This window comes from Meiothermus sp., from assembly GCF_026004075.1.
GTDB lineage: Bacteria > Deinococcota > Deinococci > Deinococcales > Thermaceae > Meiothermus.
The window spans coordinates 450557-464993 of sequence record NZ_BPIK01000002.1; the positions used below are offsets into that span (position 1 = coordinate 450557).

The window sequence follows — 14437 nt, forward strand, 5'->3', positions numbered from 1 at the left end:
TCCGGCTTCAGCTAACCCGCTCCACCCGGATCATGTTGGTGGTACCGCGCACCCCAAAGGGCACCCCGGCGGCAATCACCACATACTCGCCCACCTCGGCCAGGCCGGTCTCTTTGGCTTTGGCCACTGCAATCTCCACCATATCGTCGGTATCTTTGGGGTCGGGGGCCAGCAGGGGCAGCACATCCGAGACCAGGGCCAGCTGGTTGCGCACATGGGGGTTGGGGGTCAGGGCCAGAATCGGCACCGGGGGCCGGGTGCGGGCCACCCGGCGGGCCGCCCCGCCGGTGGAGGTGAACACCACCACGGCCTTGGCCCCGGTAGACTCCACCACGTCGTCCACGGCTCGAGCGATGGCATCCTGCACAGTGCGGGTAGCCGGCGGGCGCAGGGCGTTGAGGCGGTCTTTGTACTCCTGGGTGGCCTCGATAGTCTTGGCCACCCGGCTCATAAACGAGACCGCCTCTACCGGATACTGGCCGGCGGCGGTCTCGGCCGATAGCATCACCGCATCGGTGCCATCGAAGATGGCGTTAGCCACGTCCGAGGCTTCGGCGCGGGTGGGGCTGGGGTTTTTAATCATGGACTCCAGCATCTGGGTAGCAGTAATCACCGCCTTACCGGCCTGCACCGACTTGAGGATGATGCGTTTCTGCACCGCCGGCACCTCCTCCAGCGGCATCTCCACCCCCAAGTCGCCACGGGCCACCATAATGCCGTCGGCCTCCTCGAGGATCTCGTCGAAGCGGGCCACCGCGCTGGGCTTCTCGATCTTAGCCATCAGCCGGGCGCGGGAGTTGTGGCGGGTCAGGTAGTGGCGGGCCAGCAGCAGATCATCGCGGCTGCGCACGAAACTAATGGCCACCCAGTCCACATCCAGCTCAGCGCCCAGGGCGATGTCGTCAATGTCTTTATCGGTCAGGGCCGGAATCGAGAGGTCGGCACCGGGGATGTTGATGCCCTTGTTGTTGGACAGCCGCCCCCCCACCAGCACGGTGGTGTGGATGTCGTTGATGCGAACCTCGTCTACCCGCAGCCGGATATTCCCATCGTCCAGGAGCAAAATCTGTCCTGGGGTCACATCGTTGGGCAGGCCCCGGTAGGTGGTCGAAACCCGGGTTTCATCTCCCTCTACAGGCTCGGCGGTGATAACGAACTTCTGCCCGGCCTGCAGCTCCACGGCCCCCTCGCGAAAGCGTCCGCAGCGAATCTTGGGGCCTTGCAGGTCTTGCAGGATGGCCACGGTGCGGCCCAGCTCCACAGAGGCCTCCCGGATCATGCGCACCGACTCCCGGTGGTCTTCGGGCAGGCCATGCGAGAAGTTGAGCCGGAAAACGTCAACCCCGGCCTCGATCAGAGCCCGTATCACTTCGGGCGAACGCGAGGCGGGCCCCAGGGTGGCCACAATTTTGGTTCGTTTCAAAAGTCCCATAGTCTCGGTCTCAGGCCCTATTTTTTGAAGGCCCCAAAGCCCAGGAAGCGCGCCCCCGTACCCAGCTCCTCTTCGATGCGCAAAAGCTGGTTGTACTTGGCCAGGCGATCCGAGCGGCTGGCCGAGCCGGTCTTGATCTGGCCGGCATTAACCGCCACGGCGATATCGGCAATGGTGTTATCCTCGGTCTCACCCGAGCGGTGCGAGAGGATGGTGGTGTAGCCGGAGCGGTGGGCCAGCCGGATAGCCTCCAGGGTCTCAGAGAGGGTGCCGATCTGGTTGACCTTGATCAGGATGGAGTTCCCCACCCCCATCTCGATACCGCGCTTCAGGATGGCCGGGTTGGTTACAAACAGGTCGTCCCCCACAAGCTGGATGCGCCGGCCCAGCCGTTCGGTCAGGAGTTTCCAGGTCTCCCAATCGTCCTCGGCCAGCCCATCCTCGATGGAGACGATGGGGTACTGGTTGACCCAGTTCTCCCAGTAGGCCACCATCTCCGGGCCGGAGAGCGACTTACCGTCGGCCTCGAGCACGTAGCGGCCCTCCTGATAAAACTCCGAGCTGGCCGGGTCGAGGGCAATGGCGATCTCCTGACCGGGCTTGTAACCGGCCTTCTCGATGGCCGTAAGCAGCACCTCCACCGCTTCCTCGTTGGACTTGAGGTCGGGGGCGAACCCCCCCTCGTCCCCCACATTGGTATTGTAGCCCTTGGCTTTCAAGACCGACTTGAGGGCGTGGAAGGTCTCGACCCCCGCCCGCAGGGCCTCCGAGAAGGTGGGCAGGCCGCCGGGCACCAGCATGAACTCCTGGAAGTCCACGTTGTTGTCGGCGTGCTTACCCCCGTTGATCACGTTCATCAAAGGCACCGGCAGGGTCACCCCCTGCACCCCCCCTAAGTAGCGGTAGAGCGGCAAGCCCAGCCCGCTGGCCGCTGCATGGGCCGTAGCCAGCGAAACCGCCAGGATGGCATTGGCCCCCAGGTTGCCTTTGTTGGAGGTGCCATCGAGCTCGAGCATGGTTTTATCCACGGCCTCCTGATTAAGCGCATCCAGCCCGATCACCTCGTCGGCAATGCGCTCGTTGATGGCCGCTACCGCCCGCAGCACCCCTTTACCCCCAAAGCGGGGGCCGCCATCCCGTAGCTCCACCGCTTCGTGGGCCCCGGTGGAGGCACCCGAAGGCACCATGGCCCGCCCGCGGGCTCCCGACTCCAGCACCACCTCGGCCTCGACGGTGGGGTTGCCGCGTGAATCCAGTACCTCGCGTCCTTTTAGCTCAACAATTGTGGTCATTGGTCTGTGCCTCCTTGCTGGAAACGCTTCTATTTCCCGCAACCGCTTAAGAGTCTACACCTCGAGGTCAGGGCTGCGTTCGCTGTAATGTGAACCTCAAACCCGCAGGGGAACCACTACTGCCAGATAACCCGCGTCTTCTACGGCCTGCACCACACTGGGGCTGGTAGGGCCGGACAGCTTGATCCGCACCGCCCCTTCAATGGGGTTCAGTGCATCAATCATGTACTGAGCGTTGTAGGCCACCATCAGTTGGGGTTCGCCCGAAGCTTCAATGTGCAGCTCTTCTCTACCCCGACCATAATCACCCTCTGCATCGATATCGAGCTTCCCATCGTTGAATAGTAGGTTGACACGGTGGTTGTTACGGTCAGAAAGCACCGCAACCCGCTTGAGGCTTTCACGTAGAGCCTCGGCAGGCAGAGTAGCTTCCAGCACAAAATTCTGCGGAATCACCCGGGTGTAGTCGGGGAACTCACCCTCCATCAGCCTAACCGACATCCGAATCGCCTCCCCTACCAGCGTCAGGGTGCCCTCACCCACCGCCAAGGCCACCTCACCCTGGGCATCCTTGAATACCCGTACGATCTCATCGGCGCTGCGGGCTGGAATGACTAGTTTTCGGGTTTGGAGTTGCATAGGCAGATCGTAAAGGGCCAATCGATAACCATCGGAGGCCACCGCCCGCAAACTGGTGGGGGACATCTCGAGCTGCACCCCGCGGAAAATCGCGCGGTACTCATCGGAGCTGGCAGCATAACGCACGCGGGCAATGGCCTGAGCCAGACGTGCAGCGCCTATTTTCTCTGATCCAGGCGCCACAAAAGCCAGCTCGGGGTAGCCATCTGGGCTGGTGGTGGAAAGTTGGGTCTTGAAGGCCCCCGAGTGCAGTTCAAGGCGCTCTCCATTTCCAAAAATTAGCCCTACCATTTCACCGGGAGCACTGCGTACGATCTGGGCAAAGGTCTGCGCTGGTATCAGCACCTGGCCTACACCCTGTATCTCGGCAGGCAATTTGATCTCAATATCCACCTCACCGTTGGTGCCACGTAAAATCAAACCCTGATCGGCGAGTTCGAGGGGCAGATAGGTCAGAATGGGATTGGAGCTGCGGCTAGGAATGATCCGCTCGAGGATCGAGAGTCCTTCGGCAAGGGTACGTTTGGGGATGCGAACTTCCACGCTGGCCTCCGTGTTAGGCGATGATCCGGGGCCTTAACCCCGCTAAGCCCACACATTCTATCAGTCTACGCAGCCTGCCGTAATCGGTCATAGGCTTTTTTCGATCAAGGTATTTTTGCTGGGTTTCAGTCTGGTTTGAATAGTAAATTCCCAATCCCCCTATTTGGGTACCGTATGGATGATTGGATTGGCGTTGACTTTTTGGGATTATCTCGTTCTGTTTTTTGCGTTCCTAGATTTAAATACTTCTTCTCTTAAAGAATTTTAAAAAATAATAGTAGTAGTAATAGGGCCTGTGGATATGTGGATAACGGTAGTTTTACTCCCATGGTTATCGAATTGGACTTGTGGATAAAGGGTGTGGAAAATTGTGCATAAGCTGTGGATAAGCTGTGGAGAAATCGGATGGTTATCCACAACCTTGGTGTAGACACATTTATCCACAGGTATATCCACAGGGTTATCCACATGTTATCCACAGGGTTATCCACAGGTTGAATTAATTTATCCACAGTTTTAGGGGTTTTGATTATGCTATTTAATTAATTGGCCCCGCTATCGCAGCCGCTCCTTGATACTTTTAATGGCTTGCTGGAGACTCGAGTCAATGTCTAGGCTTTCTTGGATTTTTTGTATGGCATAAAGCACAGTCGTATGGTCGCGCCCATCGAAGAATTGCCCTATTTCTGGCAGGGAGGCGTGGGTCATTTCACGGATAAGGTACATGGCGATTTGTCGCGGAATCACTACCTCCTTACGCCGACCAGCGCCCCGTATCTCCTCTAGCTTTAGGTTATAGTGCTCAGCTACTGCCTTGAGGATTTCCTCCGGCGTTAGGCCTACCTCAGAGGCTGCAAACACGTCGGAAAGGGCTTTAACGGCCACAGCCTTGCTTAGCTGCACACCATTGAGCGAAGCATAGGCAATAACCCGCATAAGGGCGCCTTCGAGCTCGCGGATGTTGGAGGTAATTTGCTTGGCAATGTACTCCAGTACCTCTTCGGGAATGCGCATGTTGCGGTACTCGGAGTTCATTTTGAGGATGGCCACTCGAGTCTCGAGGTCAGGGGGTTGGATATCGGTAATCAAGCCCCACTCGAAGCGGCTACGCAAGCGGGCTTCAAGGGTCAGAATGTCTTTTGGAGGCCGATCGGACGACAGGATAATCTGTTTGCGGGCCTCATAAAGGGCGTTGAAGGTATGAAAAAATTCCTCCTGAGTGCGCTCTTTACCAGCAATGAACTGGATGTCGTCTACCAACAGCAGATCCACTGATCGATAGCGATCCCGAAACTCGGTCATGCGATCTTCACGGATTGCGTTGATGAGTTCGTTGGTGAAGGTCTCGGTGGAAACGTACTCGATCTTTTTTTCGGGAAAGCGCTGGGCTACCGAATGCCCCACGGCGTGCATCAAGTGAGTTTTACCAAGACCCACGCCACCGTAGATGAATAGGGGGTTGTAAGCATTGCCGGGCGATTCAGCTACGGCCACGGCTGCGGCGTGAGCGAGGTTGTTGTTCTGCCCTACCACAAAATTCTCGAAGATGTATTTGGGGTTAAGTCGGGTACGGGCCTCTTGCGATTTGGGTGGTGCTGATGCAGAGAAAATGTCTTCCTGGACGGGTTTTCCCGGAATTACTTTGAGCTCAAAACGAGGGGTTTGGGCCCCCAGGCGGGTTAGAGCTTCAGTCAGCAGTTCGGCGTAATGATCTTCAATCCAGCCTTTGAAGAAGCTGGTAGGAACCCCCAGCTCGAGTGAGCCATTGACCACGCCCAGTGGCTGAATCTTCTCAAACCAAGTGTGGTACTCCACCTCGGTGATACTTTGACGTATGTACTCGAGCACATTCTGCCAAACGGTGTTTTGGGTCAAGGTCAATCCTCCGGTAATAGACAAGTTCACACATTTTACCGAGTTATCCACAGGCGGGAAATACCCTGTGGATAATTGGCGTGCGCCTTCGGCAGAGATTGGTATCCAAAGACCTCTGATAGAATACAAGGCTAGGGGCTTATCTGGATGAAGGCTTATGACGTGATCGTGGTGGGTGGAGGCCATGCCGGCATTGAGGCGGCGTGGGCCGCGGCTAGGCTGGGAGCCAATGTAGGGCTGGTTACTTCGAATCCTGAACGTATTGGCCTAATGCCCTGCAACCCTGCAGTAGGTGGGCCTGGCAAAAGCCAGCTGGTTGCGGAAATTGAGGCCCTGGGTGGACTGATGGGGAAGCTGGCCGATGCTACTGCCATCCACACCCGCGTTCTCAACCGTTCCAAAGGCCCTGCGGTACAGAGCCTGCGCGTTCAAGTAGATCGTGACCTGTATGCCCTCGAGGCCCAGCGGGTGCTGCTGGCTCACCCCCAGATTGAAAGCGTTCGGGCCGAGGTAGCAGCGCTGTGGGTTGAACAAGGAGTACTGCGGGGCGTTCTGACTGTAGACGGGCGCCGATTGAAGGCCCAGGCTGTAGTGATCGCTAGCGGCACCTTCCTACAGGGGGTGGTCTGGTACGGGCGCCAGTCGCGCCCTGCTGGGCGACAAGGCGAACCGCCAGCCCGCTTTCTTTCCGATAGCTTGCGGACCATCGGCCATCGCTTGCTGCGCTTTAAAACCGGAACTCCGCCCCGCATTCAGGCCGATTCGGTTGACTATGACAAACTAGAAGTGGTGCCTGCAGACGATCCCCCCGAGACATTTGCTGGGGTTCCCGGGCCTTATGCGACCGCACGCCCCACCTGGCAGACCCGTACTACTGAGTCGACCCACCAGCTTATTCAGGAAAACCTGCACTTATCGCCCTTATACGGAGGGGATATCGAGGGAATAGGCCCAAGATATTGCCCCTCTATCGAAGATAAAGTGGTTCGCTTTGCTGATAAAGAGACGCATCTGCTCTTTGTCGAGCCCGATGGGCTGCACACTACAGAGCTGTATTTGCAGGGCTTCAGCTCTTCCCTACCTCCAGAGTTGCAGACGCGCATGGTGCAAACCCTACCGGGATTTGAACGAGCGATCATCCAGCGCTATGCCTATGCAGTGGAATATGACGCAGTGGATCCCTTAGAACTAACGCCAGGGCTTCAGTCTCGGAGGCTTTCAGGCTTGTTTTCTGCTGGTCAGATCAATGGTACTTCGGGCTATGAAGAAGCGGCCGCCCAAGGCTTGTTGGCTGGATTCAACGCGGCTCGTTATGCGATGGGGCTTGCAGAGGCCCATTTACCGCGGGAGTCTGGCTACATTGGGGTCATGATCGATGACCTGGTTCACCGGGGGGTGGATGAGCCCTACCGAATGATGACCTCGAGGGTGGAACTTCGTCTGCTGTGCCGATCCGATAATGCCGATGAGCGCTTGGTTCCGCTGGCGGTTCACTGGGGTTTGCGCCCCGTGGATGACTTGGAAGCAGTACAGGCCAAGTACGCTCGGGTTCAGGACGAACTGCTCCGGCTGCAGAAAACTAAGATTAATGGGATACCGGCCCTGCAGTTCCTGCGCCGCCCCGAGGCTAGTTATGCACAGATTTTGCAGGTCATAGGCCAACCCGAGGTTTCTTTGAGCAAAGACGAGGCCTATCAAGTCGAAGTACGGGCCAAATATGCCGGATATATGGAACGGCAGGCCAAGCTGCGAGAAAAATTGAAAGAACTAGAGTCATACCGCTTGCCAGCAGACCTCAATTACGCCCTAATACCGAGCCTTTCCAAGGAAGCCATAGAGAAGCTAAGCCGGATTCAACCACAGTCGGTGGCGGAGGCCTCGAGGGTTCCTGGGATTCGCGACTCAGACATTACCGCGCTTTTGATACACATTACCAAGATACCTGCATCTGCATAGACTGTTTCGGAGGAGTGTTTCACGTTTTACATAAACAAGACTGTTGGTTGGAGCAGCACACACTGGAAATAATCCATGCAAATGACGCCCACAGGAAAACAGTTATTGTTGAAAGCGGCAGCAGAGCTAGGGTTGAACCTCGAGACCCACATCCCTCAATTCTCCAAGCTTTTCGAACTGCTCACCGAGGTCAATCAAACAACCAACCTCACGGCCATTCGGGACGAACAGGGTATAATCCTAAAGCACTTTGTAGACTCTTTAACCTGCCTGACCTATCCCGGGTTGCTGGAGGCGATGTCGGTGATAGACGTAGGCACCGGCGCTGGGTTTCCGGGTTTGCCGTTGGCGATTGTGCGACCGGATACGCACTTTGACCTCCTTGACGCTACGAAAAAAAAGATTGAGTTTGTCGCTCGAGCAATTCAGACCCTGGGGTTGCAAAACGCCCGGGCTCTATGGGGGCGCTCCGAGGAGCTTGCTCATGAAAATGTAAAACGTGAAACATATGGGGCGGCCCTGAGTCGAGCCGTGTCCTCCTTGGCAACGGTGGCTGAACTGACGTTGCCGTTGGTGCGAGTGGGGGGATTTGTGCTGGTGCAGAAGGGTGCTAACGTTGAACAGGAAATTGCGGGAGCCAGAGGAGCGCTTCGTAAACTTGGAGGGGAAATAGATCAGATTTTGCGACTGGAGTTGCCCATATCCAAAGAGGCACGCAACCTGATAATTCTCAGAAAAGTTGCAACCACGCCACCAGCTTACCCACGCAAACCTGGGGTTCCGGCAAAAAATCCGTTATCCTAGTGGGCAAGGTGAAGCGAATTGGTGTTGTAAATCAAAAAGGGGGTGTGGGCAAGACCACAACGGCTGTGAATCTGGCAGCATATTTGGCTAAAGCCGGACAAAAGGTGCTGCTGGTTGACCTTGACCCCCAGGTCAATGCTACCTCGGGGGTGGGACGGGCTGCTCATCAACATAATATCTATACTGCACTGATGGGATCAGGCCGGGTTCAAGATGCGGTGGTTAATGTGGCCGATGGGCTTGATCTGCTTCCCTCGAGCCCAGATTTGGTTGGGGCTTCGGCTGAGCTCCTCGAAAAACCCACCCGACTGGCCGAGGTATTGCGGCCACTCGAGCCCCACTACGACCTGATCTTGCTGGACGCGCCACCAAGCCTTGGGCCTATCACCATCAATGTGTTGGCAGCGGCGGAAGGCTTGATTGTACCGGTGCAGGCCGAATACTATGCCCTGGAGGGCATTGCCGGCCTTATGGAGACCATCGACCAAGTGCGTACCAGTTTGAACCCGGCCTTGCGACTCCTGGGTGTGTTGATTACTATGTACGACCCCCGTACCCTACTGTCCCAGCAAGTAGAGAGCAATATTCGCGCGAATTTGGGAGAAAAGGTTTTCTGGACAGTGATTCCGCGTAACGTTCGTTTAGCCGAAGCTCCCAGTTACGGTCAGGATATAAGTCAGTATGCGCCGACCAGTAGTGGCGCGCATGCCTACCGACGCCTGGCTGAGGAGGTGATGCGCCGTGTCCAAGAAGCCTAGCGGTCTGGGCAAGGGTTTGGAGGCTTTGCTACCCAAAACCACAACCTCTTTAACCAAGCTTCCCCTCGCACTTATTAAGCCCAATCCAGGGCAACCCCGCCGCCTCTTCGACCCAGCTGCCCTGGAAGAACTGGCAGCCTCGATAAAAGAAAAGGGTCTGCTACAACCGCTGCTGGTACGCCCAAAGGGTGATATGTACGAGCTGGTGGCCGGTGAGCGGCGCTTCAAGGCTTCTCAGATTGCTGGATTACGTGAGGTTCCGGTGGTCATTAAGGACATCGGCGAACGTGAAGCCTTAGAGATAGCTCTTATTGAGAACCTACAGCGCGAAGATCTAAACCCCATGGAAGAGGCCGAGGGGTACAAGCGCTTGGTGGAAATGGGCATGACTCAAGAAGAGGTGGCCAAGGCGGTGGGAAAAGCCCGCGTAACGGTTACCAATGCCCTTCGTCTGCTGCAACTAACCCCCGAAATCAAAAAAGCCTTGGAAGAAAACAAGATAAGTGCCGGACATGCCCGGGCCCTCTTGATGCTGCCAGAATCAAAGCGAAACTGGGGATTGTCGGAGGTGCTGGCCAAACAGCTCAGTGTGCGGGAGACCGAAAGACTCAAAGATAAGCTAGCGGCCTCGAGCACGCGCTCCAAGAGTGAAGAAGCCTATGCTGATATTGCACGTCATCTCTCGCACCGACTGGGCACCAAGGTGCGCTTTACAAGCATGAAAAAAGGCAAGATAGAAATCAGCTACCACTCCGAAGAAGAACTAAGTGCGATCTTGCAGGCGCTGGGCTACGAGGGCTGATACCAAGTTCGGTGTAAATCACCGAAGCGGAATTCGTATAGCCCCTTCCACGTCGGTGCGCCGGACTTGTAAGCCATATTGGTTTAGTCGTTCCAAAACAGCGCCTGACGGATGACCGTAAGGGTTGTTTCCTACGCCAATCAATGCCACCGTAGGCTGAAAATTCTGTAACAGATGGGTGCTGGTACTGGTCTCGGAGCCGTGGTGTCCTACCTTGAGAATGTCTACCGGTTGAGCCTCCCAGTAGATCTCGGCCGAAGCTGGGGCATCGCCGGTAAACAGCACCTTTCGGCCGTTGTACTCCAGAACAAACACCAGACTACGTGCGTTATCCTCGATCTCGAGGCCTTGAGGCCCAAGGAATCGCAGACGGGCTCCAGCCAGCATCAGCTCGGTTCCAGCACGAGCAAACAAAACCGGAACCCTGTGCAACTCAGCACTTCGATGCAGAGCATCATCCAGCGCGTCTCCCCGAACCCGGGGCCCACTGACCAGGGTACCGACCGGAAAATTCTCAATGATTTTTGGCAGCGCCTCCACATGATCGCCGTCGGGATGGGTAGCGATGATCAGGTCGAGATCATCTACCGCCAAAGCCCTTAATGCCTGTTCTAGTCGCGGGTAAGCCCAGCCACGGCCCCCGTCTACCAGGATTTCCACTCCTCCAGGAAGCCGCACCAGAATCGCGTCGCCCTGACCCACATCAAGTTGCCAAAGCTCGGCGCGGGGCGGATACTGAGATAACACAGAAGCCAGCACCGCTGTAGCAGTAAGTCCGCCGGCGTGTGACCAACCAAGATAACCATATAGCCCGAGCAGCAGAGGAAAAACGCCGAGGTAATACAAACCGAACCCCAGTGGGCTGATCTCACCCCAGTGGAGCATGGGCCCGTTAGATAACCATCCGACGATATTCAGAATAAACGTACCCAGAATTTCGGTGGGGATGGCTAGTAAGCCACCCAACACAAGTTTGAGGAAGCCCAGAGGAACTATAACGCTAAGCAGTGGCAAAACCAGGAGGTTTGCAATAGGGGATATCAACGGGAGTTGGTGGAAGTGGTGAAGTATGAGGGGAAGAATCAGGAGTTGAGCTGCCAGCGTGACAGCCACCGAAGACCATACCCACTGCTTCCAGCCCTCGAGCCGCGGTATACGTGGAAGCACCAGGGCCATACCCAGTACAGCCAAGTAGGAAAGTTGGGCGGAAAGGCTGAAGATGGCGTGGGGCTCGAGTACCAATTGCACAAACAAAGCCAATGCCAATGCGGACAGAAGCGTTACCCGGCCACGCCCCATGAATAGCCCCAACAACACCAGACTGGCCATGATTACTGCCCGCACCAGCGAGGGCTGGGGCCCGACTAGCCACAGATATAGCAAAAGTAAAGCAATGGTTACCAAATAGCGCCAGACTCCAAGCCAGTAAAGCAGCAGCACGAAGAAGCTGGTCAGAATCCCCACGTGAAGACCTGATAGGGCCAGCGCATGAGCCAGACCGGCTCGCTGGAACTCTCCGTAAGCCTCGCCTAGATCGCGCCGTTCCCCCAGGGTTAAGGCAGAGATCAGGGCGGCTACAGAAGGGGAAAGCCCAGCCAGGAGCTGGTTTTTTAGGTGTAGCGAGGGGTTGTATGGAAGGGACTCATAACGCACCACTCGACCAGCACGCAAGACTGCAGTGACGCCCAGCCCGCGCAGCCAGGTTTGCTGATCGAACCCTCCCGGGTTACGCTTGGTGACGGGGCGCAGCAAATGGCCTTCCAAGGTGTAGAACCCATCCCGTAGCCTGGGGAAATAATGCACATATACCCGTCCTTGCGATGTGTGTAGAAACCCCTCTTGTAAAGTTCCTTCGAGACGCACCCATTGCCCGATTTGAGGGGTCCACGGATCTTTAGCCCAGTTCAGGTGCAGTATCACCAGCATATAGGCCAGAAGACCCAACCAGCGCGCTATTTGCGAGAGCCAGAGCCCGCCCAGTAAGCCCACGAAGGCCAGGGGGGTGAGCTGGCTAAGAGCCCCCAGCAAAGCGCCTAGCCCCAGGGCGAGGGGGATCATAGGGTAACCAAGGGACGCAGTCGCTCCAACAGCTTCGAACCCACGCCCTTGATGCGGTCGAGCTCATCGATGGAACGGTAAGGACGACCCTCGATGATGCGCTGGGCGAGTGCAGGGCCAATGCCAGGCAGGCTCTCGAGCTCGGCTTGACTAGCAGTGTTGAGACTGACCTTGTCGACCTCGGGCAAAGCGGGGCCGGGCTTTAGGGCTGGCGGAACTGATGCCGAGGCAGCCGTGGGGGAGGCTTTGAGCTCGACGGGGGCAAAGCGCACACTCAGATTGGGCCAGAGGCTTGCTAATCCAAGCCCAAGTACCACAACCACATAAGCTGTGCTTAGCCACCGCTTCATAAGACCCAAAGGGGGTTATCTCACGGGTGCTGGGCAAGGTTAGTAGGGCTCAGATAAGCGCCACTGAATTAGCGCTAGTGAAAGACCGACGGCAATTACCCCTAGCGGAACCCAAATATCGCTGGTCAAGCCCATGTTTACCACCAAATACCCAACTGTAACCACGGCCGTAATCAGCGCGGATACTTTTAGCAAGACCGAGATAATGCGCTGGGTTGGGCTAAGACTTTTGGCAGCAGTGTGCGCCATGGGCGTCGTGGTTACGCTGCTTTGCACCTCTTGAGTCGAGATGGTGGGGGTGGTTTTGGGCTCGGACACTCCGGTGGCCGTGGCAGACCTGGGTGAGCCGTCGTAGGCCCAAATGGAGTTGGTGGGCTCGTCGGGCAGGGTTTTGGCTGGTTCGGTGATGTGGATCTGACTTGGAGCAGCCTCAACTACCGGTGGCGCTTCTTGTGGTGTAGGGTAGGTGGGAGGAGGGGTGGGGGTGCTGGAGGCCCTGACCTCACCCTCGTCACGCACGTCGGGCGCTGGTGGGGGCGTTTCGACTTTTGAAGACCCCTCGGCCTTGGCCCTCAGGACATGTCCCTTAAGCGACTCCAGGAAGAGCTTTAGCTCCTCTTTTTGGAAAGCGGCTGGGGCGATGGCCATGAGGATTCCCTGGTCGCTCATGACATCCACGGTGCCCGTCTGCTTATTGACGCTAATGCGCTTGATTTGGGCAAGCTGTGCGCTCTGGTGGGCGTTGTCGTCTAAGTAAAACAATTCACGGCTGCTTAGGGCCAGAAGACCGCCAGGGCCCTCGAGCCGAGCAATGATCTCTGACTGGGCCAATTGTAGAAGGCGCTCATCGTATTTACCCATGAATAGCAGTCTACAACATACCAAGGCCAGCTTGCTTCATACTTCGCGCAAATTTCAGCCAAAGATGGTTCAACCGTGCCTCCCGGGCACAAGGGCCGGTATTGTTGGATACTCTAAGAAAGAGGAAACCAGATGACTTTTGCCCGACCAATGCTGCTAGGTCACCGTGGCTCACCACATCGAGCCAAAGAAAACACCCTCGAGTCCTTTCGCAAGGCCCTGGAGACCGGCCTGGACGGCATCGAGCTCGACCTGCACCGCACCCGCGACGGGGTGCTGGTGGTGCACCACGACTTTGAGCTACAGGGCCAGCCCATCGCCGCGCTGGACTGGCCTACCTTGCAGCAACAAGCACCCTGGCTGCCCCGGCTCGAGCAGGTCTTTGCGCTGGCCGAAGAGTTTCCGCAGGCCTGGCTCAACCTCGAGCTCAAAAGCCAGCCCGGCCCTTCGGATGGGCGTGAAGCCCTGCTGGTGCAGGCCTTACACGGCTGGCCGGGCCGCGCGCGGGCCTGGATTAGCAGCTTCGACCCGCTGGCCCTGATCCGGCTGTACCGCTTAGGGGTGGGTGTACCGCTGGCCCTGCTCTACTCCGAGCCCGAGATGGAGGAACTGGTGCCCTGCCTGCCAGTGCAGGGGGTGCATCCGCAGGCCAATTTATTGAGCCGGGAAAAAGTAGAGCACCTAAAGGCTCGAGGGCTGTTTGTAGTCACCTGGACAGTTAACCAGGTCAAAGCCGCGCGGGAACTGCTGGATTGGGGTGTGGATGGGGTAATCGGCGATTGGCCCGAGCAGTTACTGGCCGCTCGAGGTTGATCTGACCGCGGATTTTGCACCTGACTTACCTGATTCTTGCGCTAGTCTTTTGATATGCATGAAGTGCAGTTCAAACTTATTGCCGCCACCGATCCCGATATATTTCAGGAACGCCTCAACCGCTTTGTAGAGAATCTTCCAGAGGAGGCCCTTCTGGTAGATGTGAAGTTTTCCACCTCCCAGACCGGCTCGCAAACCACCTATGCCGCCTTGGTGCAGTACAAGTCGGTTGAGGCGTGGAAGGAGTAGGGGAG

Annotated in this window: 13 protein-coding genes; 6 read left to right on the plus strand and 7 right to left on the minus strand. The window is 57.0% G+C overall.

What is annotated here, in order from left to right; genetic code table 11:
• Window positions 1–7: 7 nt before the first annotated feature.
• The 4 genes from pyk to dnaA form a co-directional block, all read right to left on the minus strand.
• Window positions 8–1432 carry a pyruvate kinase gene (pyk, locus tag Q0X18_RS14625; RefSeq protein ID WP_297563648.1) on the minus strand — a complete coding sequence of 475 codons (1425 nt, stop codon included), beginning with the start codon at window positions 1430–1432 and terminating at the stop codon, window positions 8–10.
• A gap of 17 nt (window positions 1433–1449) precedes the next feature.
• On the minus strand, window positions 1450–2724 hold the full coding sequence (gene eno, locus Q0X18_RS14630) for a phosphopyruvate hydratase (RefSeq protein ID WP_297563649.1): 1275 nt from the start codon (window positions 2722–2724) through the stop codon (window positions 1450–1452).
• A 96-nt stretch (window positions 2725–2820) separates the two neighbouring features.
• Complete coding sequence (gene dnaN, locus Q0X18_RS14635; RefSeq protein WP_297563650.1) at window positions 2821–3906, minus strand: DNA polymerase III subunit beta; 1086 nt, start codon at window positions 3904–3906, stop codon at window positions 2821–2823.
• A 555-nt stretch (window positions 3907–4461) separates the two neighbouring features.
• Complete coding sequence (gene dnaA, locus Q0X18_RS14640; protein ID WP_297563652.1) at window positions 4462–5781, minus strand: chromosomal replication initiator protein DnaA; 1320 nt, start codon at window positions 5779–5781, stop codon at window positions 4462–4464.
• 147 nt (window positions 5782–5928) lie between these two features.
• Between dnaA and mnmG the strand changes: the two genes are divergently transcribed.
• The 4 genes from mnmG to Q0X18_RS14660 all read left to right on the plus strand — a co-directional run bounded on the left by mnmG (window position 5929) and on the right by Q0X18_RS14660 (window position 10101).
• On the plus strand, window positions 5929–7737 hold the full coding sequence (mnmG, locus tag Q0X18_RS14645) for a tRNA uridine-5-carboxymethylaminomethyl(34) synthesis enzyme MnmG (protein WP_297563653.1): 1809 nt from the start codon (window positions 5929–5931) through the stop codon (window positions 7735–7737).
• A 75-nt stretch (window positions 7738–7812) separates the two neighbouring features.
• Window positions 7813–8541, plus strand: coding sequence for a 16S rRNA (guanine(527)-N(7))-methyltransferase RsmG (gene rsmG / locus Q0X18_RS14650; protein WP_297563655.1), 729 nt, complete (start codon window positions 7813–7815; stop codon window positions 8539–8541).
• The gene (locus tag Q0X18_RS14655) at window positions 8535–9299 is read left to right on the plus strand and encodes a ParA family protein (RefSeq protein WP_297564008.1); all 765 of its coding nucleotides are present in this window, start codon (window positions 8535–8537) and stop codon (window positions 9297–9299) included. Before rsmG ends, Q0X18_RS14655 begins: the two co-directional genes overlap by 7 nt.
• Window positions 9283–10101, plus strand: coding sequence for a ParB/RepB/Spo0J family partition protein (locus Q0X18_RS14660; protein WP_297563657.1), 819 nt, complete (start codon window positions 9283–9285; stop codon window positions 10099–10101). Before Q0X18_RS14655 ends, Q0X18_RS14660 begins: the two co-directional genes overlap by 17 nt.
• An 18-nt stretch (window positions 10102–10119) precedes the next feature.
• Here the strand turns inward: Q0X18_RS14660 and Q0X18_RS14665 are convergent, their stop codons facing one another.
• The 3 genes from Q0X18_RS14665 to Q0X18_RS14675 all read right to left on the minus strand — a co-directional run bounded on the left by Q0X18_RS14665 (window position 10120) and on the right by Q0X18_RS14675 (window position 13370).
• Complete coding sequence (locus Q0X18_RS14665; RefSeq protein ID WP_297563659.1) at window positions 10120–12027, minus strand: ComEC/Rec2 family competence protein; 1908 nt, start codon at window positions 12025–12027, stop codon at window positions 10120–10122.
• Window positions 12028–12155: 128 nt separating this feature from the next.
• The gene (locus Q0X18_RS14670) at window positions 12156–12509 is read right to left on the minus strand and encodes a ComEA family DNA-binding protein (protein ID WP_297563660.1); all 354 of its coding nucleotides are present in this window, start codon (window positions 12507–12509) and stop codon (window positions 12156–12158) included.
• A 39-nt stretch (window positions 12510–12548) separates the two neighbouring features.
• Entirely contained in the window at window positions 12549–13370 is an 822-nt protein-coding gene (locus Q0X18_RS14675) for a hypothetical protein (RefSeq protein ID WP_297563661.1), read from the minus strand.
• Window positions 13371–13502: 132 nt separating this feature from the next.
• Here Q0X18_RS14675 and Q0X18_RS14680 point away from each other — a divergent pair, with 132 nt between their 5' ends.
• A complete protein-coding gene (locus Q0X18_RS14680) occupies window positions 13503–14183 on the plus strand; it encodes a glycerophosphodiester phosphodiesterase (protein ID WP_297563662.1) in 681 nt (226 codons plus the stop codon).
• A gap of 54 nt (window positions 14184–14237) precedes the next feature.
• Window positions 14238–14432 carry a hypothetical protein gene (locus Q0X18_RS14685; RefSeq protein WP_297563663.1) on the plus strand — a complete coding sequence of 65 codons (195 nt, stop codon included), beginning with the start codon at window positions 14238–14240 and terminating at the stop codon, window positions 14430–14432.
• Window positions 14433–14437 lie beyond the last annotated feature (5 nt).

Coding starts and splice junctions, on each gene's coding strand:
- pyk (WP_297563648.1), bottom strand. CDS start 1,432: ATGGGACTTTTGAAACGAACCAAAATTGTGGCCACCCTGGGGCCCGCC.
- eno (WP_297563649.1), bottom strand. CDS start 2,724: ATGACCACAATTGTTGAGCTAAAAGGACGCGAGGTACTGGATTCACGC.
- mnmG (WP_297563653.1), top strand. CDS start 5,929: ATGAAGGCTTATGACGTGATCGTGGTGGGTGGAGGCCATGCCGGCATT.
- rsmG (WP_297563655.1), top strand. CDS start 7,813: ATGCAAATGACGCCCACAGGAAAACAGTTATTGTTGAAAGCGGCAGCA.
- Q0X18_RS14665 (WP_297563659.1), bottom strand. CDS start 12,027: ATGCTGGTGATACTGCACCTGAACTGGGCTAAAGATCCGTGGACCCCT.
- Q0X18_RS14670 (WP_297563660.1), bottom strand. CDS start 12,509: ATGAAGCGGTGGCTAAGCACAGCTTATGTGGTTGTGGTACTTGGGCTT.
- Q0X18_RS14675 (WP_297563661.1), bottom strand. CDS start 13,370: ATGGGTAAATACGATGAGCGCCTTCTACAATTGGCCCAGTCAGAGATC.
- Q0X18_RS14680 (WP_297563662.1), top strand. CDS start 13,503: ATGACTTTTGCCCGACCAATGCTGCTAGGTCACCGTGGCTCACCACAT.
- Q0X18_RS14685 (WP_297563663.1), top strand. CDS start 14,238: ATGCATGAAGTGCAGTTCAAACTTATTGCCGCCACCGATCCCGATATA.